Source organism: Herbaspirillum frisingense GSF30 (assembly GCF_000300975.2).
Classification (GTDB): Bacteria; Pseudomonadota; Gammaproteobacteria; order Burkholderiales; family Burkholderiaceae_D; genus Herbaspirillum; species Herbaspirillum frisingense.
The window spans coordinates 156,632-182,508 of record NZ_AEEC02000008.1; the positions used below are offsets into that span (position 1 = coordinate 156,632).

Consider the following 25,877-nt stretch of genomic DNA (forward strand, 5'->3'; position numbering starts at 1 on the left):
AACACGACAAACCCTGCCAGTTGAACGGCATTGGCGCCACGAAGCCAATGCCGGTTCTTCCAAGTCTGCCCCGTCTCGATGGGAAAATATCGGTATCGCTCAACGGCGCGGCAAGCGCACCGTCACCATGGTCTGCACCTGGTCATCGGAGGTCATGCTGATGCTGCCGCCATGTGCCTTGACGATCTGCTGGGCGATGAAGAGACCCAGTCCCAGGCCTTCCTTGCGCCCAATCTCGCGCTCGCCACCGCGGAAGGGATCGAAGATCACCGGCAGCAGCGCTTCCGGGATCACGCCGCGATTGGCGATCACCATCACCACCTCGTGCTCGCTGCGTCCATCGATGCCGATGCAGACCGGATGGCCCGGCTCGCCATGCTGCAGGGCATTGCCCAGCAGGTTGGCCGCTACCTGGCCCAGGCGGTCGCCGTCCCAGTAGCCATTGTCGTCACCCTCGATGCGACGTTCGATGACGCTGCCCGGATAAGTGGCCTGGTATTCCTGCACTACCCGCTCGGTGATCTCACCCAGGCAGGCACTGGCGCGCACCAGCGGAATGCCGCCTGCCAGGCGGGCGCGGGCCAGGTCCAGCATGTTCTCGATCAGCTTGGCCATGCGCTTGCCGCCGTTGAGGATCTGCTGCGAGGCCTTTTGCGCCACCTCTTCCTTGTAGGTCCGCTGCATCAGCGTGGCCGCCATCACCACGGCACTGAGCGGATTGCGCAGATCGTGGCCGAGGATGGCGACGAACATCTCGTTGAGGCGCAAGGTCTCCGTGCGCTCGTGCAGTTCCAGCGCCAGTTGCTGCTTCTGACGATACAGCTGGAAGAACACCTCCGCCTTGTTGCGCAGGATGTGCGGTTCGATGGGCTTGTAGAGAAAATCCACCGCGCCGCTCTCGTAACCCTTGAACAGGCGGCGTTCGTCGCGCACGCCGGCCGTCACGAAGATCAGCGGCACGTTGCGGGTGCGTTCGCTGCCGCGGATCAGTTCGGCCAGTTCGAAGCCGTCCATGACCGGCATCTGTACGTCAATGAAGGCCAGTGCCACCTCGTGCTGCAGCAGCAGCTCAAGGGCTTCCATGCCCGAGCGCGCCAGCAGCAGTTCGACATCGTCACGCTGCAGCAGCGCCGACAAGGCCAGCAAGTTTTCTTCGAGATCATCGACCAGCAGGAATTTCACCCGTGGCAGGTCTCTTTGTTTCTGTTGTTCTATCACCTGCGTTCCTTTTCCTGGTCATTCCCCTGTACGCCCAGGGTACGCAGCAGATCGGCGATCTGCGAGAGCGTGAGCACATGGTCGATCTTGCCCAGCGCCAGTGCCTGTGCCGGCATGTAAGGCACCTGCGCCTGTTGCGGGCTTTGCACCACCGTCATGCCGCCGGCGCGACCGATGGCCTGCAAGCCGGCCGCGCCATCGTGGTTGCCACCGGTGAGGACAATGCCCAGCAAGCGCTCGCGGTAGACATCGGCAGCCGACTCGAACAGCACGTCGATGGCCGGTCGCGAAAAATTGACCAGTTCATCATTGGACATGGCCAGCAAGGGGCCGTCCTCGCCGCGGTCGACCAGCAGATGATAATCCGGCGGCGCAAAATGGATCACGCCGGGCTGGGCGGGCAGCTTGTCCTGCGCTTCCACCACCGGCTGGGCACAACGGTCGGCAAAGATCTGCGGCAGCAGGCTGGGCCGTTCGCGCGGCAGGTGCAGCACCACCATGGTCGCCACTGCCGCGCCACGACGCAGCGCCGGGAGGATTTCCGAGAGCGCCTCTATGCCGCCGGCGGAGGCACCGATGACCACGGCCGCGATGTTGCGGCCCTCCAGCGAAGGCAAGGTGACGGTACTCACAGCTCGCCCTTCTTCTGGAACAGGCGTTCCTCGCGGTCCACCTCGTCGAAGGCCACGCCATGCGAGGAGAAGCGCAGCGACTCCTTCGAGCCCAGGCCGAGGAAGCCCTTGCGCACCAGCGATTCGCGGAACAGCCCGAGGGCGCGCTCCTGCAGATGGCGGTTGAAATAGATCAGCACGTTGCGGCAAGACACCAGGTGCATCTCTGCAAACACACTGTCGGTGGCCAGGCTGTGGTCGGAAAAGACCACATTCCGGCGCAAAGACTTGTCAAACACGACGGCACCATAAGCCGCCGTATAGTAATCCGAAAGCGAAGTCCTTGCTCCGGATTTCTGGTGATTGCTGGTGAAGCCGGGAATGCGGTCCAGCTCGTAGACGCCGGCCTCGGCCTTCTTGAGCGCAGTCTGGTTGATGTCGGTGGCGTAGATGATGCTGCGTTCAAGCAGGCCTTCCTCGCGCAACAGGATGGCCAGGGAATAGACTTCCTCGCCACTGCTGCAGCCGGCCACCCAGATCTTCAGCGAGGGATAGGTGCGCAACAGCGGCATCACCTTCTCGCGCAGCGCCTTGAAGTAGCCAGGATCGCGGAACATCTCGCTGACCTGCACCGTGAGGTAGTCCATCAGCGCCGGGAAGACGGTGGCATCATGCAGCACCTTGTCCTGCAGCTGCGAGAGGGTGTCGCAGCCGAAACGGATCATGGCCGTGGCCAGGCGACGCTTCAGGGAGGCGCCGGCATAGCCGCGAAAATCGCAGTGATACTTCAGGTAGATGGCGTCCAGCAGCAACTGCATCTCGATATCGAAATGCCGGTTGGCCAGGGCCTGGTTTATTTGGGCATCCATACACGTACCAGGGACAGCAGTTTTTCCACATCCAGGGGCTTGGCGATGTAATCGTTGGCGCCGGCGGCCAGGCATTTCTCCTGGTCATCCTTCATCGCCTTGGCGGTCAGCGCGATGATGGGCAGGCGCTTCCAGATGGCCTGCTTGCGGATCTCGCGCATGGCGGTCAGGCCGTCCATCTCCGGCATCATGATATCCATCAGCACCAGGTCGATGACGGCGCCGGGCTTGTCCTGGCTGCGTTGCAGCGCATCCAGGGCCTCCCGGCCGTTACGGGCGATCTCGACCTTCATGCCCTTGGGCTCCAGCACCGAGGAAAGCGCAAAGATGTTGCGCACATCGTCTTCCACCACCAGGATGCGACGGCCTTCGAAGACCGTCTCGCGGTCGCGCGCCACCTTGAGCAGGCGCTGGCTTTCCGGCGGCAGCGTGGTTTCCACCTGGTGCAGGAACAGCGTCACCTCATCCAGCAGGCGCTCCGGCGAACGCGCATCCTTGATGATGATGGAGCGCGAGAAGCGGCGCAGATTCTGCTCTTCCTCGGCCGAGAGCGAGCGGCCGGTATAGACGATCACCGGCGGGAAGGCCACATGCTCCTGCTCGGCCATCTTTTCCAGCAACTGGTAGCCGGACAGGTCGGGCAGGTTCAGGTCCATCACCATGCAGTCGAAGGTGGTCTCGCGCAGGCGCGCCAGGGCGTCCGTGGCAGTACGCACACCGACCAGGTTGATGTTCTCGCCGGCCAGCAACTGGCGGATGCTGTCGAGCTGGCGGGCGTCGTCCTCGACCACCAGCACATGCCGCAGGCCTTGCAGGAACTTGGCTTCCAGCTTGCGGATGGCGCCGATCAGTTCTTCGCGCTGCACCGGCTTGAGTGCGTAACCGATGGCGCCGCGCTCCATGGCCTCTTGCGAATAGTCGGCCACCGACACCACGTGCACCGGGATGTGGCGGGTCTTGGGATTGCGCTTGATCTGGTCCAGCACACCCAGACCGGAGAAGTCGGGCAGGTTCATGTCCATCAGGATGGCGCTGGGACGATACATCTCGGCAGCGGCCACGCCTTCGTTGGCGGAGTGCGTGACGACGCACTGGAAACCCATCTCATGGGCCAGGTCGCGCAGGATCATGGCGAAGGCCGGATCGTCCTCGATCACCAGGATCAGGCGTGCAGTGGCCTCGATCCGGTGGCGGTCGTCGTCGATGGCGATCTCCTGCAGGCGTGTCGGTGGGGCAGCCGGCGCCGAGGCACTGGCAACGCGCACGTCCGGCGCCGTGGCCACCTGGGCCGCCTGCAGTGTCGAGGCTGCGGCAGCGGCATTTGCCGACTTCGGCGCCGTCGCCGGTGCACGCAGGATGGCCTGGTCACCGCTGTAGACCTGCGGCAGCGAGAGCGTAAAGATGCTGCCCTCGCCCGGCCGGCTCTGCACGGTGATATCGCCACCCAGCAGCTGTGCCAGGTCACGCGAGATCGACAGGCCCAGACCGGTGCCGCCGTATTTGCGGTGGGTGCTGCCATCGGCCTGACGGAAGGCTTCGAAGATGAACTGATGCTGGTCCTCGCCAATACCGATGCCGGTATCGCGCACGGCGAAGGCGATGCGGTTCTGGGCGTCGGCATAGACGCGCAGGCTGACCTCACCCTTCTCGGTGAACTTGATGGCGTTGGAGAGCAGATTCTTGAGGATCTGGCCCAGGCGCTGCATGTCGGTTTCCATGCGCTGCGGCACGCCCGGCTCCACCTCCACCTTGAAGCCCAGGCCCTTCTGCTGGGCGGTCATGGCAAAGCTGGCCTTGAGTTCCTCGGCCAGCTTGGTCACCACGAAGGATTCGGAGACGATATCGAGCTTGCCGGCCTCCATCTTGGAAAGGTCGAGGATATCGTTGATCAGTGCCAGCAGATCGTTGCCGGCCGACGAGATGGTCTGGGCGAAACGCACCTGTTCGTCGGTCAGGTTGCCCTGTTTGTTGTCGGCCAGCAGCTTGGCCAGGATCAGGGTGGAGTTCAGCGGGGTGCGCAGTTCGTGGCTCATGTTGGCCAGGAACTCGCTCTTGTACTGGTTGGCGCGCTCCAGTTCGGTGGCCTTGTCCACCAGCACCACCTGGGTCTTGGCCAGGTCGTCCTTCTGCAGTTCCAGCAACTGGGCCTGCTCTTCCAGCTGGGCATTGGTTTCCTCCAGCTCGGCCTGCTGGGTTTCCAGGCGCAGCTGCGAGGCCTTCAGGGCCTGTCCCTGCTCTTCCAGTTCTTCATTGTTGACCCGCAGTTCCTCCTGCTGGGCCTGTAATTCCTCGGACTGGCGCTGGGTCTCTTCCAGCAGTTCTTCCAGGCGGGTGCGGTCCTTGGAGGAGCGCACGGCGATGGCGATCTGGTCCGACAGGCGGGCCAGCAATTCTTCTTCCTCGGCGCGCACCCGACGCAGGAAGCCGAGCTCGAACACGGCCTGCACCGTGCCATCCACCGAGGCCGGGACGATCAGCAACTCACGCGGCTGATGACGCCCCACGGCCGAGGAGACAGTGAGATAGTGCTCAGGTACATCCTTGACATGCATGGCGCGATTGAGCTTGGCCGCCTGGCCCAGCAGACCCTGGCCGTCCCGCAGATTGGGCTGGATCTGCTGCTCGCCCTCATCTTCCAGGGCATAGGCTGCGAAGCGCTGGAAATCGCCGCCATCGGTGCGCAGGTAGATGGCGCCGACCTGCGCGTTCAGGTAGGCCGTGAGGAAGGCCAGCGTGTTTTCGCCCAGGGTGCTCAGGCGCTGCTCGCCCTGCAGGCGCTCGGCCAAGCCCATCTGTCCGGCGCGGATCCAGGTCTGCTTCTCCCGCGAACGATAGTCGCGCGAGGTGGTGACGGCAGCAGCGGCGATCAATACCAGCAGCAGGGCCGAACCACCCCAGGCCACGGCGGTGGAAAAGGCGACTGCATCACGCCAGTCGGACTGACGTGCGGTCAGCAGGTCGCGCTCCTGCTCTTCCATGTCGCGGGTCAGGGTGCGCACGCGGTCCATGGACATCTTGCCGCGATCCGATTGCACCACCGCCAGCGCGCCAGCGGCATCGCCATTGCGGCGTCGGGTGATGGTCTCGGCCAGTTCTTCCATCTTGTCGTTGACCACCCGTTCCACCTGCGACAGGCGCTTGACCTGGTCGGGGTTGTCGACGATCAGCTCGCGCAGGCGCGTGATCTCGCCCGGCAAGGCGGCCCGCGCCTGGTTATAGGGACTGAGATAGCTTTCGGTGCCGGTCAGCAGGAAGCCGCGCTGGCTGGTTTCGGCATCCTTGAGGGTGGAAACCAGATTCTGCAACTGCTCGCGCACCTGCATGGTGTGCGAGACGGCATTGGCCGCTTCCCCCCGGCTGACCGAGGCTTCGTAGGTGAACAGGGCGATCAGGACGACCGCCACGATCGCCACCGAAAACCCGATCAGGGGTCCCATCGGTAGTGGTGGGCCGGAAAATGCGCCCTTGCCCTGGCGCTTCAACATGGCAATACGTTCTTCTGCTTGGCTGGAATAAACCCGCACGGTGCGCTCCGTTGTTCGAATCGTTGGTCGAGCTGCGGGGGTTCTTTGCCCCCCTCCCCTGGTCTTGCCTTTTGCCACACGGAAAGCCGGCCATTATACGGTGGCCTTCCGGTTCACGCTGCGCCCGGCCCGGGATTGCCCGGGACTGCCTGAGGCTGCATGAACCCGGCTAGGACAGGCGCCCGCCGGTTCGGTTCCATTGCGCTGACATCCTGGCGCCGACAACCAGTGGCGCCGGCCGGCTCAGTTGCCGGCCAGGCCGGCAGCGATATTGATGGACAGTCCGATGATGGCGGCATTGAAGATGAAGCAGATCAGCGAATGGACCAGCACCGACTTGCGCAGCGAGCGCGAAGCCACGCCGACATCGGAGGTCTGCACCGCCACGCTGATGGTGAAGGCGAAATAGAGGAAATCCCAGTAGTCGGGATTGCGCTGCCCCTCGGGAAAGCGCAGCGGCAGGGCGTCGGGATCGTCATCATCGGCATAGAACAGCCGCGCATAGTGCAAGGTGAAGATGGTCCCGATCAGGGCCCAGGAACCGAAGACGGTGGAGGCCGTGAAGGCATACCGCAGCAGGCGCCCGCCCTCGCGGTGGTGGCTGACCCCGGCCAGTTCCAGCAGGATCGCCAGCAGGCTGGCGATGGCCGCCACGCAGACCATGACCAGCACCACCTGGGCGCTTTCATCCTCGGTTTCGGCCAGGCGCTTGACGGCCTTGGCATCGGCTCGCACCATCATCAGCCACAGGCTGAAAAGATAGAACCAGACACCGGCGTTCCAGCCGATCAGGCATCGACTGATCCAGGTGGAGGCAGGAATGAAGACGGCGGCGACAATACCCACAGCCATGCCGATCAGCAAGCGTGGGTGGACCTGGACGATGTGGCGGGCGACGGACATTGTTATTGTTGGGCTGGTGCGTGAAGCCGCGGTGGCGTGCAATGGGCAGGACATTAGCATGCCCCGCCCCGCCCGGCCAGCGCCCTGCCGCCTTTGCGCCCTAGCGGCTGGGGAACAGACGCGCCAGGCGCACCGCTTCCTCGAAACTGGACAAGCCGGTCAAGGCCATGGTGTTGATGGTCATCGGCCCCTCCACCCTGGCCACGTTGGTGACACGACCTTCCAGCACGGCCGCCAGCTGGCGGCCCATGAATTCCCGCGAGGCTGCCGCCAGCCTGGCCGTCCCGACCGGCGAGAACTGCAACACCAGAATGGCGCGACCGGCGGCGTCCTTCTGCGCGCTGGCGCGCTGCACGTCGCTGGCATCCAGGGCCACGCGCGGCGCAAGGTAGATGTCGCCGCCCGGGGGATCGCTGATCTGCGCCTTGATCCAGCCCTGGGTCGGCACCGTGGTAGCGCCGCGCAGCTCGAACAGGGTCGAGGAAGACGGCGCCGCACCACCCTGCATGCCGCTGGAGGCGCAACCGGCCAGCACCAGTGCGGCACCGGCGGCCGCGCCCAGCAGCAGGGTGCGGCGGCGCGGCGATGCCAGATACAGGGCACCGGGGGTGAGGGAGAACTCGGGGGCGCTCAAAATTCGTGCTCCTTCAAGGCGCGCTGGGCGCGTTCGCGGGCGCTGGCCAGCGCCTCTTCCTCGGTCGGGAAGAGGCCCACGGGAATATAGGTCTCGGCGATCTCGGGCTCGCGCGCCAGGCGCACGAAGACCTGCGCCTCGAATCCCTCGTCGGGCTTTTCCACCGCTTCATAGCGGGCGATGTGGGTACCGCTTTGCAGGACCTTGTCCGTCATGTTGCCTCCTGGATTGTCACGAAGAAGGTGTTTAGACAGAACCGGGAGAGCGAGGTTCGGCGGCGGCGCAAGGGGCCCCTGCCATCAGCCAGCCAGCGGGAAGCGCACTGTAAAGAGCGTGCCCAGCCCGTGCTCGCCGCTATCAACGCTGATCACGCCGCCATGGTCATGCGCAATCTCGCGCACGATGGCCAGGCCCAGGCCGCTGCCGGCCACCTTGTCGTTGGCGCGGTAGAAGCGGTCGAAGATGAGCTCGCGATGCTCGGGCGCAATACCCGGCCCGGAATCCTCTACCGTCAGCACGGCGGCACCATCTTGCTCCATGCAACGGACGGTGACCGTGCCATGCGGGGGCGAATAGCGCACAGCGTTATCGATGAGGTTGTCGATCAGGTCGCTCAGGAGGAAGCGGTCGCCCCGCATGCGCGCCGGTTGCAGGTCGAAGCCGAGGTCGATGCGCTTCTTGTCGGCCTCTTCGATGAAGTGCTGGACCGACTCTTCCAGCAGCTTGTCCAGCGACAGCTCTTCCAGCTTGCGGCTCTCGAAGAGCCCCGGCTCGGAACGCGCCAGGGCCAGCAACTGGCGACTCTGGCGGATCATGCGTTCCACCGAGGAATTCATCATCGCCAGGGACCGGGCCGTATCGGGCTGATCCTGATGCTTGTCGTGCAGCAGCTCCAGTTGCAGCTTGAGCCCCGTGAGGGGGGTGCGCAACTGGTGGGCGACATCGGCCATGAAGTTCTGCTGTGCCTGCTCACCCTTGTTGATGCGCGCCATCAGTTCATTCATGGCCACGATCAGCGGCTGCAGTTCGACCGGTGCGCCGGTGCCATCGATGGCGCCCAGCTTGCCATGACCGCGTTGCTCCAGGTTGCGCTGCAGGCTCTTGAGCGGGCGCAGGCCGCGCCGCACGGCGATCAGCACCACCGACAACGAACCGAAGGTCAGTGCGCCGTCCAGCAACAGGAAGGACAGCAGGATGGTGTAGTGCGCCCGGTCGCGCTTGCGGATGGTCTCGGCCACCGCCACCGAAATGATGCCGTTCTTGACTCGCACCTGCATGGCGGCGATGCGCACCGGCTCGCCGCGCATCTCGCCATCGAAGTTGATGGGACGGTCGAAGACATCACTTTCCGGCAAGCGGGGGAAGCCCTTGTCGCCCACCACGATCTGGCCTTCGGTATTGCGCACGGCGAAGAAGGTAGTGTCGGAATGGTTGCTACGCAGGATCTGCTCGGCCTGCTGGGTCAGTTCGGCAGTGGTGCGTTCCTGCCGGTGGCGCACCTGGGCGTACAGGCCCCAGGTGGAATCCATCAGGTTCTGGTCGAAGGCGTGCTGGGCCGGCAGCCAGGCCAGCCAGTAGGTCAGGCCGGCGCCGACCAGGTTGAGCAACAGCAAGGGCGCGATCAGCCACCTGAGCAGGTCGCGCCGGATGCTGGCGTGGGTCGGCGATGGACTGGCCGCGGCGGTGTCGGACATGCGCTGCCGGCCGGGATCAGGTCTCGCTCTTTTCGAGCATGTAGCCAAAGCCGCGGATGGTGCGGATCACCACCCCGGAGTCGGCGATCTTGAGGCGGATGCGCGAGACGTAGACTTCCACCGCGTTGATGGTGAAATCCTCGCCCCAGGGCAGTACGGCGTCGATGATCTGCTGCTTGGAGACCACCCGCGAGGCGTGCTGCATCAGGTATTCCAGCACCGTCCATTCGCGCAGGGACAGCTCGATCTTGCGACCATCGATGTCGGCGCGCTTGGTGGCGTTGTCCAGCGACAGGCCGCCCACGGTCAGCTGTGCCGGCTGCGGCGCGCTGCGGCGGATCAGCGCCTTGATGCGCGCCACCAGCTCGGGCGTGGCAAAGGGCTTGACCAGGTAATCGTCGGCGCCCAGCTCCAGGCCGTGCACGCGGTCGGGGATGGTGTCGCGCGCCGTCAGCAGCAGCACCGGGGTATTGTTGCCGGCCGCACGCATGCGCCGCAGGACCTCGAAACCATCGATGCCGGGCAGGCCGATGTCCAGCACCAGCACGGCCGCGTTGAAACGCTGCGACAGGGCATCATGGCCGTTGTTGACGGTATGCACGGTGAAACCATGCGAATTGAGCACGCGCGACAGGCCGTCGGTGAGCACCGGGTCGTCTTCGACCAGCAGAACATTCATAGGAACTTCGAGAGAAAGAAAACAGCGCAAAACCTCTGCGTGACGCTGCATCGTATTGCAGCCGCGCCAATGCTGCAAATCGGGGATTGCCCGAGACAGCCCGGGGCCGGCAGGCGGTGTTACTTTTTTGTCACACTCAGTTTGACGTCAGCTTGCTGACAGTCATTTGTCAGCTTGCCTCCTTAATCTTGCAAGCCGTGCCGGTGAATAAAAATCATTGGCATACAGAACAACAATACTGGTCATCAGCCAGCCAAACGGTCTTCCATGTCGAAGGACGGAGTAGCCAGCCATTGAAGCCAATCCGGCGCGAGCCGGATTGGCTTCTCGTTTCTCTACTCCACTCTCCTCGACACGAACATGAACCGTCTCACGCCGATCGCCGCCGCATTGCTGGCCACCTTTGCGGCTCCCCTGCCGCTGCTGGCGCAACAGACTGCGCCCGCTTCTGCATCCACCTCTGCATCCACTTCTGCGACCGCCAGCAACCAGCTGGCCCCGGTCACGGTGGAAGGCCGCCGCGACGATTTCGCCAGCACCGGCACCGCCATCAGCAAACTGTCCGCCGACCTGCACGACGTGCCGCAATCGGTGACGGTGGTCAACGAGGCGCAGATGCAATCGCAGGGGGTGAGCTCGCTGGCCGACGCGCTGCGTAATGTGTCCGGCATCACCCTGGGTGGCGCCGAAGGCGGCCAGATCGGCAACAACATCAACTTGAACGGTTTCTCGGCGCGTACCGACATCTACCTGGACGGCTTCCGCGACCGTGGCCAGTACTACCGGGACACCTTCGCCATCGAGGAAGTGGAAGTGCTGATGGGCCCGTCCTCGATGCTCTTCGGACGGGGCTCCACCGGCGGCATCATCAACCAGGTCAGCAAGAAGGCCAACCTGAAGACGGCCACCGAAGTCTCGGCCTCGGTCACCACCAACGGCCTGGTGCGCAGCACCGCCGACGTCAACCGCGCGCTGTCGGATACCTCCGCCCTGCGCATCGAAGCCATGGCCCAGAACGGCGCGGCCAGCACCCGCAACCAGACCGACGTGCAGGACTTCGGCCTGGCCGGCTCCTACGTCTGGGGCATCGGTACGTCCACCGAGATCACCCTCTCGGCCCTGCTGCAGCACAACCACGACCAGCCCGATTACGGCCTGCCGCCGCTGAACGGCCATCCCGTCAATGTCGACCGCAACACCGCCTATAGTCTCAACAGCGACCGCACCAACCAGGACGTGGCCTCCTTCAATGCCGGCATCAAGCACAAGATCGCTCCCGACGTGACCTTGCGCAGCCAGACGCAGTTCAACTACGTGCATACCGATGCCGTGGAAACCGCGCCCAATACCATCGGCACGGTCTCTTCCAGCGGCTTCACGGCGCTGACCAATGCCACCAGCAACCTGCCGCTATCCAGCCTCTACGTGCGCGGCCAGAGCCATGACCGCGACATCCGCGACTACTCCATCTTCAACCAGACCGAACTGGCGGCCAAGTTCGCCACCGGCAGCATCAAGCACGATGCCCTGGTGGGCGTGGAAGTGGGTCATGACGGCTACGACAACCAGAACTACTACCGCAACGGCAGCTGCAACGGCCGCTCTCTGAATGCCGCAGGCGCCACCACCGGCTACATGGATTGCGTCAGCGTCGTCAGCCCCAGCTACAGCGCTGCCGGCAGCAGCGTGGCCGATACTGCCGGCAACCACGCCGGTGGCAGTGCCAACACCATCGCCGCCTACGTGGGCGACACCATCGAACTGGTGCCGCAGTTCAAGCTGGTCGGCGGCCTGCGCTATGACCGCTACATCGCCAGCATCAGCAACTCGATCAACGCCGGCAACACCTCAGGCTCCACCGCACTGGCCTCGGCCGACCAGACCGTCAATTTCCTGAGCGTGCGCTCGGGCGCGATCTGGCAGCCCAGCGCAGCGCAGGCCTACTACGTCTCGTATGGCACCTCGTTCAATCCCTCGCTGGAACAGCTGACCGGTACCCTGGGCCAGCAGAACCTGGATCCGGAAAAGAACCGCTCCTATGAGGTGGGCGGCAAATGGGACCTGGACAATGGCCTGGCCCTGAGCGCAGCGGCCTTCCAGATCACCAAGGAAAACGCCCGCAGCCTGGTCACCACCGGCGTCTATGCCCTGGCCGGCACGGTCCGCGTGAACGGTGCGCGCGCCGGTGCTACCGGTCGCATCACGCGTGACTGGCAGATCGCCGCCAACTACACCTACCTGGATGCCCAGGTCATCGGCGGCGCCGTGGGCGATACGTCGGTCGGCAAGGTGCCGGTCAATACGCCCAGGCACACCCTCACCACCTGGACCACCTACGACCTGGCCCCGCACTGGCAGGTCGGCGGCGGCGCGACCTACATGTCGCAGCGCTATGCCAATGCCACCAACACGGTGCAAGTCGGTGGCTACACCCGCTATGACGCCATGCTGGCCTACACCACCAAGGCCTATGACATCCGCCTGAACCTGTACAACCTGACCGACAAGATGTATTACGATGCGCTGATCCAGTCCGACGGCGGTCGTTCGGTCCCGGGTTCAGGTCGTACCGCGTTACTGTCGCTGACCTATCGCATGTAAGGACGAAGGAAACCCCGATGCTCATCACCATCCCCCAGCTGCTGGACCCGGCCACCCTGCAGACGGTACGCGGGCTGCTGGAGGCCGCCGGACCCGCCTGGGTGGATGGTCGCGTGACCGCGGGTTACCAGGGCGCGCCGCTGAAATTCAACCAGCAGATCGACGAGCATGCCGAGGTGGCCCTGCAGTGTCAGCACCTCATCGTGGCGGCGTTGGAACGGCATCCGCGCTTCATCAGCGCGGCGCTGCCCAACCTGATCTACCCGCCCATGTTCAACCGCTATGGCGAGGGCATGGGCTTCGGGGCGCACGTGGACGGTAGCGTGCGCATCCATCCGCACACGGGCCGCAAGCTGCGTACCGATGTCTCGGCCACCTTGTTCCTGGCCGACCCGGCCGAGTATGACGGGGGTGAATTGCAGATCGAAGACAGCTACGGCATGCACAGCGTCAAGTTGGCCGCTGGCGACATGGTGCTCTACCCGGCCACCAGCCTGCACAGCGTGACCCCGGTCACGCGTGGCGTGCGCATGGGCTGTTTTTTCTGGGTGCAGAGCCTGGTGCGCGACGATGGCCAGCGCCAGATGCTGTTCGATATGGACAACGCCATCCAGCGCCTGAACCAGACCGACGCCGACGCCCAGGCGCGGCGCACGCTGGTGGGCTGCTACCACAACCTGCTGCGGCAGTGGAGCGATACCTGAGCGCTGCCGATCTGCCCATCCTTGCGGTCTTTACTTGAAATAACGCGGGTCCATCCGGCGGAACACCCAGGCAGAGACCAGGGTGATCACGCCCACGATCACGAAGGTGATCTGGAAGCTGGCATTGGTGGCCACACCCTCCGGGCTCTTGAAGGCGTTGACCATGGTGCCGCCGATGGTCACGCCCAGGCCGATGGCCAGCATCTGCACCATCGAAAAGAGACTGTTGCCGCTACCCGCATCATCCTTGCGCAAGCCCTTGAGGGTGACGCTGTTCATGGCCGCAAACTGCATCGAGTTCGATGCACCGAAGACGGCCAGTTGCACGATGGCCGCCGCCAGTGGCCAGCCCGGCGTGATCAGGGCGAAGGACACGATGGACACGCCCACGATAGCGGTATTGACCAGCAGGAAGCGGTCATAGCCATGGCGCTTGACCAGCGGCGCAATCCAAGGCTTGGCGATGGTGCCGGCGATGGCCGCCGGCAGCAGCAGCATGCCCGCATGCAGGGGCGAATACCCCAAACGCACCTGCAGCAGCAAAGGCAACAGGAAAGGCACGGCCGATGAGCCGATGCGACAGACCAGATTGCCGGCCAGGCCGATGCTGAAATTGGGCTCACCGAACAGGCCCAGCCGGAACAGCGGCCGCGCATGGCCGCGCGCATGCCACCAGTAGCCCAGCACGGTGGCCGCCGCCAGCAGGAACAGGGCCGCGCTCCAGGCTCCGCGCTGCGTATCGAAGGGCACATCCAGTGCCAGCGAGAACGCCACCATGCAGGCCGACAGCAAGGCACAGCCCAGCAGGTCGAAGCGTGGCGTATCGGCCAGGCTGTCATCGGGCAGGAAGCGCAGCACCGCCGCCATCCCGACTACGCCGATGGGCACATTGATCAGGAATATCCAGTGCCAGGACAGGCTTTGCACCAGCCAGCCGCCCAGTACCGGCCCCACCACCGGCCCCAGTTGCCCGGCAATCGAGATCGAGGCCAGCGCGGCGATGTACTGTGCTCCCGGCACGGCCCGCAGCACCGCCAGGCGCCCCACCGGCAACAGCATGGACCCACCCAACCCCTGCACCACCCGCGCCGCCAGCAGCATCGGCAAAGTGGGTGCCATGGCGCACAGGACGGAACCGATCACGAACAGCAGGATCGCTGCGAAGTACATGCGGCGCGTGCCGAAGCGGTCGGCCAGCCAGCCCGAGGCGGGCGTGAGCGAGGCCATTGTCAGGGTATAGGCCACCACCACCGGGTGCATGTTCAGGACCGGCTCACCCAGGCTGCGCGCCATGGCCGGCAAGGCCGTGTTGACGATGGTGGTGTCCAGCGTCTGCATGAAGAAGCCAGAGGCGACGATCCACAGCAAGGCGCGCTGGGTGATCGGATCACTACGGGGATCACTGCCGGGATCACTCAGGGAAGAAGCGGCGGGAGACTCGCTCAGGCGTTGCGGCTGGTCGGCGGACATGGTGGAAGGCGGCTGAAAGAAGAAGGCAACACGACGGACGATGGACAATGGGCAATGCAATGACAAAAAGCGGCGGGGACACGAAACCGTGTCCCCGCATCACTTCATCATTCTAAGACTTTTATGGCCGGCCCATCAGAAGGCCTGCGGACGCCACTTCAGCAGGCGCCTTTCCAGCGCGTGCAGCAACCAGTCCGCCGCCAGCGCCACCACCGCCAGCACGATCATGGCCGCGAATACGCCGCTGGCATTGAAGGCGCCCTGGGCGGTGGAAATCAGCAGGCCGATACCCTGCTTGGAACCCAGGAACTCGCCCACCACCGCACCCACCAGCGCAAAGCCGAAGCTCACATGCAGGCTGGCCAGGATCCACGACAGCGCCGAGGGAATCACCACCGCCATGGTCACCTGACGGCGCGAGGCGCCCAGGATCTGGGCATTGGCGATCATGTAGCGGTCCGCCTCGCGCACGCCCTGGAAGGCGTTGGCAAACACCACGAAGAACACCATCACCACCGCCAGCGCCACCTTGGAGGCCATGCCGAGGCCGAAGGCGATGACGAAGATGGAACCCAGCACCACGCGCGGAATCGAGTTGGCGATCTGGATGTAGAGGCTGAACACATCCGAGAGCAGCTTGTTGCGACCGAGCACGATGCCGGCAATGACGCCGGCCACCGAGCCGATCAAGAAGCCCAGCACCGTTTCTTCCAGCGTGACCAGCACCTGGGTCCAGAGCGATCCCTGGGACGTGCCTTCCACCATCCAGTCATAGATCTGGATCACGATCAGCGAAGGTTGGGAAAAGAAGAAGGGATCGATCCAGCCGATGCGGGCGCAGACTTCCCAGCCACCCAGCACGATCACCAGGATGGCGATACGCAGGCCGATGACCAGGTTGCGGCGGCCGCGAATCTTGCGCTGCGCCTCGGCTTCGACGGCGGCGATATCCATCGTCGCGGCGGAATGGCTTGCTTGTGCTTGTGTCATGTTGCTCACCTGTTGTCGGATTTCGTTATTCAGATTCGTTGTCGGGAAAGGTCGCTGGTGGCTACCTGGTGCCAGATGCCTGATCCCTCAGGCGATATGGACTTCCTCGCGCAGATCGGCCCAGATGCGGCGCGAAATGTCGATGAAGCGCTGCTCGTAGCGCACCTCTTCCATCACGCGCGGACGCGGCAGGTCGATGGGATAGACGCTCTTCAGGGTGGCCGGGCGGGCGGTCAGCACATAGACCTTGTCGGCCAGGGCGATGGCTTCTTCCAGGTCGTGGGTGACGAACACCACCGAGCCGGAATGGGCCGACCACAGGCGCAGCAGTTCGTCCTGCATCAGGGTGCGGGTCTGCATGTCCAGGGCCGAGAAGGGTTCGTCCATCAGCAGGATTTCGGGGCTGTTGATGAAGGTCTGGGCTAGCGCCACGCGCTTGCGCATGCCGCCGGAGAGCTGGTGCGGATAGTGGTCGCCGAACTTGTCCAGGCCTACGCGGCGTATCCATTCATCGGCCAGCGCATGCGCCTGGGCCTTGGACTGACCACGGAACATGGGGCCGGCGGCGACGTTGTCGCGCACGCTGCGCCAGGGGAAGACGGCATCGTTCTGGAACACGAAACCGATGCGCGGATCGATGCCGTTGACCGGCTGCCCCATCACGCGCACTTCGCCCATGGTGGGCTTCAGCAGACCCGTGATCAGCGACAGCGTGGTCGACTTGCCGCAGCCTGTCGGGCCGACCACGGCCACGAATTCGCCCCGGGCCACGCTCATCGAAAAATCGCGCAGGGCCACGGTGGCCTTGCCGTCGGCAGTGATGAAGCGGCAGGTCACGTTGCGCAATTCGATGGCTGGCGTTTCCTGGGCGGCGTTGCCGGCGGGGGTGAAGGCGTGCTGGTTGATCGCATTCATCGGATGGCTCTTTCGGGGCTGGAGGTTGAGTACCGCCCTGACGCGATATTTCGCATCATGGCGTCAAGCATGGTTCGGAAAGCGGGACCGGTGGCGACGCCGGTCCCGGGGCTATCGGATGCTGGTCCTATTTCACGGTGTCGACGAATTCATCCGTATAGGTCTTGGACAGGTCCACATGCTTGCCCTTGACGTTGGGATTGAATCCCGAGAGCACCGCCAGCACGGTTTCCGGCCCGCCCTTGGGCATCTTGCCGTCCTGCGAATACATGGGCAGCGAGTTGCTCAAGGCCTGCACGTACAGCGGCTTGTTGTTGCCGTAGTAGTCCTTGGGCATCTTGTCGGCGATCTGTTCGGCGCTGTGGGTGTTGATGAACTTGAGCGTCTTGACGAAGGCACGCGCCAGTTTCTGCGCATCGTCCTTGTGGCTGTTGAGCCAGCTGCGCTGCACATAGACGCTGGACGCCGGATACAGGCCGCCCAGCGCCTTGACCGTGCCTTCCACGGTGCGCATGTCGATCAGCACCTGGGCGTCACCCGTCTTCAGCAATTGCGAGGCGGTCGGCTCGGTGGTCATGCCGGCATCGATGCGACCCTGTTTCATGGCGGCGATAAAGGTATTGTCCGCGCCCACCGGCAGCACCGAGAACTGCTTGGAGGTGATGCCATGGCGCGAGGCCAGGTACTGGGTCAGGAAGTTGGTGGACGAGCCCAGCCCGGTCACACCCAGGGTCTTGCCCTTGGCATCGGCCATGCTCTGGAAGTGCGGCGCGGCCTTGGTGGAGACCAGCTCTACCTCACCCGGCACCTGGCCCAGGATGGTGATGGCGGTGATTTCCTTGCCCTTGGTCTGCAGGTCGATGGAGTGGTCGTAGAAACCGACCACGGCCTGCACGGCACCGGCCAGCAGTTCGTTCTCGGCGTCGACGCCGGCCGGCTGCGACTGCAGCTCGACGTCCAGGCCCTCTTCCTTGAAGTAGCCCAGTTGCTCGGCCAGCTTGGCCGGCAGATAGACCATCTTGTTGATGCCGCCCACCATGATGGTGATCTTGGCGGCAGCCGAGGCCTGGCCGGGGAAAGCGGCCAGGCTTGCGCCGGCCACGGCCAGCGATAGCAAGGTTTGGCGAATGTTCTTGTTCACGATGTCTCCTGTTGGTCGAATCGGGGTGATGCGGATGCAGCGGATGCAGCGGATGCAGCGGATTCTAGGGTGTTCGGCGCGTGCGTGCAGGGAGGCCTTACTTCACCTGATCGACGAACTCGTTGGTATAGGTCTTGGACAGGTCGATGTTCTTGCCCTTGATGTTGGGGTTGAAGCCGGCCATCACCTTCAACACCTGCTCGGGGCCACCGGCGGGCATCTTGCCATCGGGTGAATACATGGGCAGCGACGCCTTCAGGGCCTGCACGTAGATGGCCTTGTTGCCGCCGTAGTAATCCTTGGGCATCTTGTCGGCGATCTCTTCGGCCGAGTGGGTCTGGATGTACCTGAGGGTCTTGACGAAGGCGGTGGCCAGCTTCTGCGACTCGGCCTTGTGGCTGTTCATCCAGGAGCGATGCACGTAGACGCTGGAAGCCGGATAGAGTCCGCCCAATGCAGCGCGGGTGCCATCGACGCTGCTCATGTCCACCAGCACCTTGGCCGCGCCCGTGGACAGCAGGATGGAAGTGGTCGGCTCGGTGGTCCAGGCCACGTCCACGCGCTTTTGCTTCATGGCGGCGATGAGCGTATTGCCGGCGCCGACCGGCAGCATCGAGTAGTCACCCGACTTCAGGCCGGCACGGCTGGCCAGGTACTGGGCCAGGAAGCTGGAAGACGAGCCCAGCCCGGTCACGCCCAGGGTCTTGCCCTTGAGGTCGGCCATGCTGCGCACGCTGTCGGCCAGGTCGGCGCGCACCATTTCCATGCCGCCCGGCACCAGCAACAACTGGGTGATGGAGGTGACTTCCTTGCCCTTGCTCTGCAGGTCGATGGAGTGGTCGTAGTAGCCGACCACGGCCTGCACGGCGCCGGCCAGCAGCTCGTTCTCGGCATCGACCCCGGCCGGCTGCGACTGCAGTTCCACGTCCAGGCCGGCTTCCTTGAAGTAGCCCAGGCTTTCGGCCAGCTTGGGCGGCAGGTAGATGAGCTTGTTGATGCCCCCAACCATGATGATGATCTTGTCAGCAGCATGGGCCTGCGGCGCGGCCAATGCCAGGGCGCAGGCGGTGATGGCGGTGACGCCAGCAGCGATGAGGGTACGGCGCAAAGGGGTGACGCGGGCTGACGAAAACACACGAACGGCGTGACGCATTATGATTGCCTCCTGATTATGGGTGGGATGGTCTGTCGCCATCTTCACTTTTTATTGATCTGCGGGCCTATTCTAAGAAGCCGAAACCTTCATCCAGCTTTCCAAAAAACGGCTTTTTTATTTGCAGCGCAACAAAAAAGATGCCAAAGAAACACGAGACTACCGCATGAAATTGCTCCTGATCGAAGACAATCCCCAGCTTGCCCACTGGCTGGAGCAGATTCTCAAGGAACACAAGTTCAAGGTCGATATCGCCGCCGATGGCGAGATCGCCGACCAGGTGCTGCGCGACGAGAACTACGATGTCGTGCTGCTGGACCTGATGCTGCCCAAGATGCATGGCAAGAACGTGCTGCGCCGCCTGCGCGAGCGCCACAACGGCGTGCCGGTGATGATCCTGACGGCCAGCGGCTCCATCGACGAAAAGGTGGAATGCCTGGGCGCCGGCGCCGACGACTACCTGGTCAAACCCTTCGAGATCCGTGAACTGGTGGCCCGCATCAAGGTACTGGTGCGCCGCCAGACCCCCGACAAGGCCGCCGAAATCCACTGTGGCGACCTGGTCTACGACAGCAACACGCGCCAGTTCGCAGTGGCCGGCACCACCCTGGCGCTGCCGGCGCGCGAGCACGACGTGCTGGAAGTGCTGATGCTCAAGCAGGGCAAGACGGTCTCCAAGACGGCGTTGATGAAGGGCGTCTTCAGCCTCTCCGAAGAACCCAGCGCGGACGCCATCGAAATCTACATCTCGCGCCTGCGCAAGAAGCTGGAACATTCCTCGGCCGCCATCATGACCCTGCGCGGACTGGGCTACCTGCTGCGCCAGAAAGATGATTGACAGCCTGCGCCTGCGGCTGCTGTGGTGGCTGCTGATCCCGATGGCGGTCTATGTGGGCCTGTCCACCAGCGACGCCTACGACAACGCCGTCTCCAGCGCTACCCTGGTGCAGGATCGCGCCCTGCTGGCCTCGGCCCGCATGATGGCCGGCCAGGTAGGCTGGAACGACGGCGCGCCAGTGGTCTCGGTGCCACCGGCGGCGCTGGAACTGTTCGCCTCGCCAGCGCAGGATGCCGTCTATTACCAGGTGCGGATGGATGACGACACGCTCCTGGCCGGCCGCCCTGACTTCCCCGCCCAGCCCGACTTTGCGGCGCTCTACCCGGTCTATACGACCACCACCTTCGAAGGGCGGCCGCTGCGTGTGGTGAGCTATATCCGCGCCCTGTTCGACGAGGGGACGCTGCGCATGGTGGCGGTCTCGGTGGGCCAGACCATGCAGGGGCGCCAGCAGATGATCGACGACCAGTGGCACGCCTCGCTGCGACGCCAGATCGTATTGCTGCTGTTGGCCATCAGCCTGGTGGTGTTGGGCCTGACCATGGAATTGCGGCCCATCCTGGCGCTCAAGGACGCACTGGCCAGGCGCCAGCCCGATTCGCTCACGCCCCTGCAGGCCGGCGGCCTGCAGCAGGAACTGCGGCCCATCGTGGAGGCGATCAACCAGTACATCTTCCGCCTCAATGCCCAGGTCACTGTGCAGAAGCGCTTTGTGGCCGATGCCGCGCACCAGTTGCGTACGCCCCTGGCGGTGATCGACTCGCAGATCCAGTTCGCCCGCCAGCTCGACGATCCGCAGCGGGTGGCCCAGGTGCTGGCCTCGCTGCAGGAGGGCAGTCGCAGCATGACCGACCTGACCAACAAGCTGCTGATGCTGTCGCAGGCCGAAGCCTCCAACGGCAGCGCCTTCCCGCGCGGGCCGGTGGACCTGCTGTCGGTGGCGGCAACGGTACTGGAAGAACTGGCCGGGCTGGCCCTGAAAAAGAACATCGACCTCGGCCTGGAGACCACCCTGGAGCGTGCCATGGTCACCGGCAACGAAGCCCAGCTGGGCGGCATGCTGATGAATCTGATCGACAATGCCCTGCGCTACACCCCGGAGGGCGGCAAGGTCACCGTAGGGCTGGAGCACAGGCGCAAGGAGGTCATCGTCACGGTGACCGACAATGGTCCCGGCATCCCGGCTGAAGTGCGCGAGCGCGTGTTTGAACGCTTCTATCGCAATGCCCGCCCGGACCAGCCAGGCTCCGGCCTGGGCCTGGCCATCGTGCGCGAGATCGTGCAGGCCTCGCAGGGCGCGATACGGCTGGAAGTGCCGGCCATCGGCACCGGTCTGGTGGTGGTGGTCAGCCTGCCCGCCGTGGCTGCCCCGCCCACTGCGTCCTAGGCGCGCCAGCGGCAATACAAAATCCTGCAGCGCACATAAAACCTGAGCAAAAAGTATCACCGGCCTTCACGCTTTTGGCGTGGAGCGCCGCGCCCTGGGCTCGTACTCTTGGCCTGGCCGTCAGACAGGCTGTGTTCGCACTGCGCTATGTTCCCCGATGCGGTTGCGCGCACGCCGAGACACGTGACAGGTGATCGATAAAAAATATCAGGAGACAAATCGTGAACAGGTTCTACTTGGGCGCTGCGTGCGCCGTCCTTGGTGCTGCGCTGCCGCTGTCGGTATCGGCGCAGTCCTGCAACGTCCCCGTGCTGAAGGTGCTCGCCCAGAAGAGTCTGGGACTGACCGTGATGGAAAAATCGCTGGCCGATTACCAGAAGCGCAGCGGTACCCGCGTCGAGATCAGCTACTTCGGCGAGAACGACCGTCGCGCCAAGTCGCGCCTGGATGCCTCTACCAAGGCCGGTTCGTATCAGGTCTACTACGTCGATGAGGCCAACGTGGCCGAATTCGCCTCGGCCGGGTGGATCGTGCCGCTGCTGAAGTATTTCCCCAAGGAAGCCGACTATGATGACTTCCTGCCCGGCCGCCGTGCCGTGGCCAGCTACAAGGATGTAGCCTACTTCGCGCCGCTGATCGGCGGCTCGGACTTCCTCTTCTATCGCCGCGACCTGCTGGAGAAGGCCGGCCTGCCGGTGCCGCGCTCGCTGGACGAACTGGTGGCCGACATCAAGAAGCTGCATTCCCCGCCCAATGTCTATGGCTGGGTGGCACGCGGCCAGCGCGGCTCGGGCATGAACGTGTGGCGCTGGGCGCCTTTCATGCTGGCTCAGGGCGGCAGCTGGACCGACAAGAACAACCAGCCGGCCTTCAATTCGCCGGCGGCGGTGAAGGCCACGCAGCTCTATGCTGAACTCTTCAAGTACGCGCCACCGGGCGCGGCCACCTACGACTGGAGCAATGCGCTGGAAGCCTTCCGCTCCGGCAAGGTGGCCTTCATGATCGAGTCCACGCCCTTTGCCGACTGGATGGAAGACAGCAGCAAGTCCAGCGTGGCCGACAAGGTCGGTTACGCCCGTCCGCCGGCTCCCCTGCCCTCGGCCGCCTATGGCCACGGCCTGGCCATCTCGGCCGTCGGCGCCAAGGATGAATGCACGCGCCAGGCGGCCGGCAAGTTCATCGCCTTCGCCACCGGCAAGGAACAGGAACAGGCCCGCCTGCGCGAAAAGGTCTTCAGCGACTACAACCGCAACAGCACCGTCCAGAGCGACTACTTCCAGAAGAACGTCAAGCCGCAGATCCTGGCCGGCCTGAAGGACACCACTCCGGTCTCCAAGCTGACCATCTGGCCCAGCCCGCAATGGCCGGACATCGGCGACAACCTGGGCGTGGCGCTGGAGGAAGTGTTCACCGGCACGCAGAAGGACATTCCTCGCGCGCTCAACGATGCTGCGCAATATGCGCAGGATGCGATGGAACACGCACGCAAATAGCGGCAAGCCAAACCTCGATCCCACCCCGAGCACCGTTCGGACTGAGTAGCGGCATGGCCGCGTATCGAAGGCGCACCTGCACTTGTCGCCGGTTCTTTGCTGAACTTGCACGACTGGCGCAGACACCGCGCGCCTTCGATACGGCCCTGCGGGCCTACTCAGGACGAACGGTCGCCAAGGAATCGGAACGTACTGGCGTGGCGCCGACGCTACGCCTCGCTTAGAAGACGTCGCCGCCGAGGCCCTATCCTTGGGTCGCGGCGGCTTCCGGAGTCCTGCATGTTCAATCGTGGAAAGACCTCACTACCCTACCTGTTCCTGGGACCCTCACTCCTGGTGATGCTGGTACTGGGCCTGGTGCCAACAGTGGCGGCGATCAACCTGGCCCTGAAGAACCGCGTGCTGCGCTATCCCGACAGCGACTATGTCTGGCTGCGCAACGTGGAAAGACTGCTGTCGGACCGGCGCTTCCTCAATGCCATCGAAGTCTCGGCGATCTGGGAAGTGGTGACCGTGCTCGGCGCCGTGGTGGCGGGCATCCTCATCGCCATCTATCTCTTCGAAAACGTCCACGGCAAGTGGCGGCACGCCATGTGCGTGCTGCTGATCACGCCGGTACTGCTGCCCCGGGTGTCGGCGGCCTTTATCTGGAAGTTCATGTATTCGCCGCTGACCGGCATCCTGGGTTGGCTGCTGGGGCTGGTGGGCATCCATGACACGGCCTTCCTGTCCGACCCGGTGATGGCACTGTACGCGGTGGCGCTGGTGGACATCTGGCAATGGGGCCTGTTCTTCGCCGTGATCGTGTTGAAGCTGCTGGAAACGCTCCCCCCAGAACCACTGGAAGCGGCCAGGTTGGACTATGCCCGCACCTGGCAGGTGTATGCCTACATTGCCCTGCCGATGCTGAAGGCCCCACTGATGAGCCTGGTCTTCATCAAGATGGTGGAGTCGCTGCGTTCCTTCGACCTGATCTACGTGATGACCAAGGGCGGCCCCGGCGTCACCACCGAGACGCTGGACATGTATGCCTATGCGCAAGGGATCGGGCTGTCCGGCAAGGTCTCGTATGCCTCCACCATGGCGGTACTGATGATGGTGGCGACCACGCTGATCTTTACCCTGATCTGGAAGCGGGTGAGCAAATGGGAAGACTGATCGCACGCTGCGCCGTCTGGGGCGTGGGTATCCTGCTGGTGCTGGTGGCGCTGTTCCCGCTGCTGTGGGCGCTGCTCAATTCGCTCAAGACGCTGCTGGATATCGTCACGCCCACGCCGCGCTTCTTCTTTACGCCCACGCTGGAGAATTACCGGCAGGTCATCGGCAGCCCGGAAGTGTTGACCGGCCTCACCAACAGCGCCGTCATCGTCGGCAGCGCGGTGCTGCTGGGCACGCTCATGGGGGTACCGGCAGCCTATGTGATTGCCCGCTATCACGTCCCGGGCAAGCGGGATATCCAGTTCTTCCTGCTGTCGCTGCGCTTCCTGCCGCCGGTGGCGGTGGCCATCCCGCTCATTGCGATCTGGGTTGACCTGGGCCTGTACGACACGCGCTTCTCGATGGTCGTGACCTATCTGCTGACCACGCTCTCGACCATCACCTGGCTGTCGATCCCGGTGTTCCAGCGCATGCCGCGCGAGATCGAGGAAGCCGCCACCCTCGACGGCTACGGCCCCTATGCGGTGTTCTGGAAGATCGCCCTGCCCAATTGCGCCGGCACCCTGCTGGGCGGAATCATCTTCAGCTTCGTGCTGGTCTGGAACGAACTGATGATCGCCCTGGCCCTGACCTCGTCGGCCAGCGCCACCCTGCCGGTGGTGGCCTCGGCCTTTACCTCGATGGGCCAGGAAGTGCCGTGGGGCGTGATCAATGCCTCCACCGTGCTGCTGGCGCTACCGCCCCTGATCTTCGTCGGCGTATTGAGCCGGCTGTTGAATTCCATGCTCAAAGCAAAATAGGAGACCCCATGCAAGCCCTCGTACTCGAAGCCACCCGCGAACTGAAGCTGCGCGAGATCGACCTGCCGCAACAGGTGGGACCGCAGGATGTACGCATCCGCATCCATACCGTGGGCATCTGCGGCAGCGACCTGCATTACTACACCCACGGCAGCATCGGCCCCTTCAAGGTAGAAGCGCCGATGGTCCTGGGCCATGAAGCCTCCGGCACGGTAGCCGAGGTCGGGGCCGAGGTCACCCATTTGAAGGTGGGCGACCGCGTCTGCATGGAGCCGGGCATCCCGCGCCTGGATTCGCCGGCCACGCTGCGCGGCCTATACAACCTCGACCCGGCGGTACGCTTCTGGGCCACGCCGCCGATCCATGGCTGCCTGACCGGTAGCGTGGTGCATCCCGCCGCCTTCACCTATCGCCTGCCGGACAATGTCAGCTTCGCCGAGGGCGCCATCGTCGAGCCACTCTCCATCGGCCTGCAAGCCGCCACCAAGGCGCGCATGAAACCGGGCGACACGGCCGTGGTGATCGGCGCCGGCACCATCGGTGCGATGACGGCCCTGGCCGCTCTGGCCGGTGGCGCGGCACGGGTGATCCTGGCCGACGTGGTGGCGGAGAAACTGGCGCACTTCGCCGGCAACCGTGCCGTCACCACGGTCGATGTGTCGCAACATTCGCTGGTGGACGTAGTGCGCCAGCTCACCGGCGACTGGGGCGCGGATGTGGTGTTCGAGGCCTCCGGCCATGGCGGGGTCTATCAGAGCCTGATGGACCTGGTCTGCCCGGGCGGCTGCGCGGTGCTGGTGGGCATGCCGCCGGAACCGGTGGCGCTAGACGTGGTGGCCATGCAGACCAAGGAAGTGCGGCTGGAATCGGTCTTCCGCTATGCCAATATCTTTCCCAGGGCGCTGGCATTGATCAGCTCGGGCATGATCGATGTGAAGCCTTTCATTTCACGCAAATTCCCCTTCTCGCAAAGCATCCGCGCCTTCGAGGAAGCCGCCAGCGGACGTCCCCAGGACGTCAAGATCCAGATCGAGATGGAAGGCTGACCATGGCTGACATCCACTGCCAGGGACTGGCCAAGCACTATGCCGGTGG

22 protein-coding genes are annotated in these 25,877 nt (G+C 64.1%); 8 read left to right on the top strand and 14 right to left on the bottom strand.

Annotated elements, in window-relative coordinates; all coding sequences use genetic code 11:
• Nucleotides 1–99 precede the first annotated feature (99 nt).
• The 9 genes from HFRIS_RS08220 to HFRIS_RS08260 all read right to left on the bottom strand — a co-directional run bounded on the left by HFRIS_RS08220 (nucleotide 100) and on the right by HFRIS_RS08260 (nucleotide 10,132).
• Complete coding sequence (locus HFRIS_RS08220) at nucleotides 100–1,218, bottom strand: hybrid sensor histidine kinase/response regulator (protein ID WP_039874952.1); 1,119 nt, start codon at nucleotides 1,216–1,218, stop codon at nucleotides 100–102.
• A complete protein-coding gene (locus HFRIS_RS08225; RefSeq protein ID WP_006462835.1) occupies nucleotides 1,215–1,850 on the bottom strand; it encodes a chemotaxis protein CheB in 636 nt (211 codons plus the stop codon). Before HFRIS_RS08225 ends, HFRIS_RS08220 begins: the two co-directional genes overlap by 4 nt.
• Entirely contained in the window at nucleotides 1,847–2,698 is an 852-nt protein-coding gene (locus HFRIS_RS08230; RefSeq protein WP_006462836.1) for a CheR family methyltransferase, read from the bottom strand. Before HFRIS_RS08230 ends, HFRIS_RS08225 begins: the two co-directional genes overlap by 4 nt.
• A complete protein-coding gene (locus HFRIS_RS08235; RefSeq protein ID WP_006462837.1) occupies nucleotides 2,683–6,183 on the bottom strand; it encodes a response regulator in 3,501 nt (1,166 codons plus the stop codon). The genes HFRIS_RS08230 and HFRIS_RS08235 overlap by 16 nt, the downstream gene beginning before the upstream one ends.
• Nucleotides 6,184–6,465: 282 nt before the next feature.
• Entirely contained in the window at nucleotides 6,466–7,125 is a 660-nt protein-coding gene (locus HFRIS_RS08240) for a DUF1345 domain-containing protein (RefSeq protein WP_006462838.1), read from the bottom strand.
• 100 nt (nucleotides 7,126–7,225) lie between these two features.
• Nucleotides 7,226–7,759: a SecDF P1 head subdomain-containing protein gene (locus HFRIS_RS08245; protein ID WP_006462839.1), complete on the bottom strand. Its 534-nt coding sequence runs from the start codon at nucleotides 7,757–7,759 to the stop codon at nucleotides 7,226–7,228.
• Nucleotides 7,756–7,974, bottom strand: a complete 219-nt coding sequence (locus HFRIS_RS08250; protein ID WP_006462840.1) for a hypothetical protein — start codon at nucleotides 7,972–7,974, stop codon at nucleotides 7,756–7,758. The genes HFRIS_RS08245 and HFRIS_RS08250 overlap by 4 nt, the downstream gene beginning before the upstream one ends.
• 84 nt (nucleotides 7,975–8,058) lie before the next feature.
• Complete coding sequence (locus HFRIS_RS08255; RefSeq protein ID WP_006462841.1) at nucleotides 8,059–9,453, bottom strand: sensor histidine kinase; 1,395 nt, start codon at nucleotides 9,451–9,453, stop codon at nucleotides 8,059–8,061.
• Between the two features lie 16 nt (nucleotides 9,454–9,469).
• Complete coding sequence (locus HFRIS_RS08260; protein ID WP_006462842.1) at nucleotides 9,470–10,132, bottom strand: response regulator transcription factor; 663 nt, start codon at nucleotides 10,130–10,132, stop codon at nucleotides 9,470–9,472.
• Nucleotides 10,133–10,492: 360 nt separating this feature from the next.
• Here HFRIS_RS08260 and HFRIS_RS08265 point away from each other — a divergent pair, with 360 nt between their 5' ends.
• Together HFRIS_RS08265 and HFRIS_RS08270 are read left to right on the top strand one after the other, a co-directional pair.
• Complete coding sequence (locus tag HFRIS_RS08265) at nucleotides 10,493–12,733, top strand: TonB-dependent receptor (protein WP_006462843.1); 2,241 nt, start codon at nucleotides 10,493–10,495, stop codon at nucleotides 12,731–12,733.
• Between the two features lie 17 nt (nucleotides 12,734–12,750).
• Nucleotides 12,751–13,437: a Fe2+-dependent dioxygenase gene (locus HFRIS_RS08270; RefSeq protein ID WP_006462844.1), complete on the top strand. Its 687-nt coding sequence runs from the start codon at nucleotides 12,751–12,753 to the stop codon at nucleotides 13,435–13,437.
• Between the two features lie 30 nt (nucleotides 13,438–13,467).
• Here the strand turns inward: HFRIS_RS08270 and mdtD are convergent, their stop codons facing one another.
• From mdtD to HFRIS_RS08295, 5 genes are all read right to left on the bottom strand, one after another.
• Nucleotides 13,468–14,907, bottom strand: a complete 1,440-nt coding sequence (gene mdtD, locus HFRIS_RS08275) for a multidrug transporter subunit MdtD (RefSeq protein ID WP_420865058.1) — start codon at nucleotides 14,905–14,907, stop codon at nucleotides 13,468–13,470.
• Between the two features lie 135 nt (nucleotides 14,908–15,042).
• Nucleotides 15,043–15,897 carry an ABC transporter permease gene (locus HFRIS_RS08280; protein WP_039874955.1) on the bottom strand — a complete coding sequence of 285 codons (855 nt, stop codon included), beginning with the start codon at nucleotides 15,895–15,897 and terminating at the stop codon, nucleotides 15,043–15,045.
• Between the two features lie 87 nt (nucleotides 15,898–15,984).
• Nucleotides 15,985–16,812: an ABC transporter ATP-binding protein gene (locus HFRIS_RS08285; protein ID WP_006462847.1), complete on the bottom strand. Its 828-nt coding sequence runs from the start codon at nucleotides 16,810–16,812 to the stop codon at nucleotides 15,985–15,987.
• A gap of 127 nt (nucleotides 16,813–16,939) precedes the next feature.
• Complete coding sequence (locus HFRIS_RS08290; RefSeq protein ID WP_006462848.1) at nucleotides 16,940–17,953, bottom strand: ABC transporter substrate-binding protein; 1,014 nt, start codon at nucleotides 17,951–17,953, stop codon at nucleotides 16,940–16,942.
• 97 nt (nucleotides 17,954–18,050) lie between these two features.
• Nucleotides 18,051–19,106 (bottom strand): ABC transporter substrate-binding protein, encoded by a 1,056-nt coding sequence (locus HFRIS_RS08295; protein ID WP_039874957.1) that lies wholly within the window; start codon nucleotides 19,104–19,106, stop codon nucleotides 18,051–18,053.
• Between the two features lie 166 nt (nucleotides 19,107–19,272).
• Here HFRIS_RS08295 and HFRIS_RS08300 point away from each other — a divergent pair, with 166 nt between their 5' ends.
• The 6 genes from HFRIS_RS08300 (at nucleotide 19,273) to HFRIS_RS08325 (ending at nucleotide 25,828) form a co-directional block, all read left to right on the top strand.
• Nucleotides 19,273–19,944, top strand: coding sequence for a response regulator (locus HFRIS_RS08300; protein ID WP_006462850.1), 672 nt, complete (start codon nucleotides 19,273–19,275; stop codon nucleotides 19,942–19,944).
• Entirely contained in the window at nucleotides 19,937–21,331 is a 1,395-nt protein-coding gene (locus tag HFRIS_RS08305; RefSeq protein ID WP_006462851.1) for a sensor histidine kinase, read from the top strand. The genes HFRIS_RS08300 and HFRIS_RS08305 overlap by 8 nt, the downstream gene beginning before the upstream one ends.
• Before the next feature lie 221 nt (nucleotides 21,332–21,552).
• Nucleotides 21,553–22,824, top strand: coding sequence for an ABC transporter substrate-binding protein (locus HFRIS_RS08310; protein WP_006462852.1), 1,272 nt, complete (start codon nucleotides 21,553–21,555; stop codon nucleotides 22,822–22,824).
• A gap of 279 nt (nucleotides 22,825–23,103) precedes the next feature.
• The gene (locus tag HFRIS_RS08315) at nucleotides 23,104–23,982 is read left to right on the top strand and encodes a carbohydrate ABC transporter permease (RefSeq protein ID WP_006462853.1); all 879 of its coding nucleotides are present in this window, start codon (nucleotides 23,104–23,106) and stop codon (nucleotides 23,980–23,982) included.
• Complete coding sequence (locus HFRIS_RS08320; protein WP_006462854.1) at nucleotides 23,970–24,782, top strand: carbohydrate ABC transporter permease; 813 nt, start codon at nucleotides 23,970–23,972, stop codon at nucleotides 24,780–24,782. The genes HFRIS_RS08315 and HFRIS_RS08320 overlap by 13 nt, the downstream gene beginning before the upstream one ends.
• Nucleotides 24,783–24,790: 8 nt before the next feature.
• Nucleotides 24,791–25,828, top strand: a complete 1,038-nt coding sequence (locus HFRIS_RS08325) for an NAD(P)-dependent alcohol dehydrogenase (protein ID WP_006462855.1) — start codon at nucleotides 24,791–24,793, stop codon at nucleotides 25,826–25,828.
• The last annotated feature ends 49 nt before the right edge of the window (nucleotides 25,829–25,877 follow it).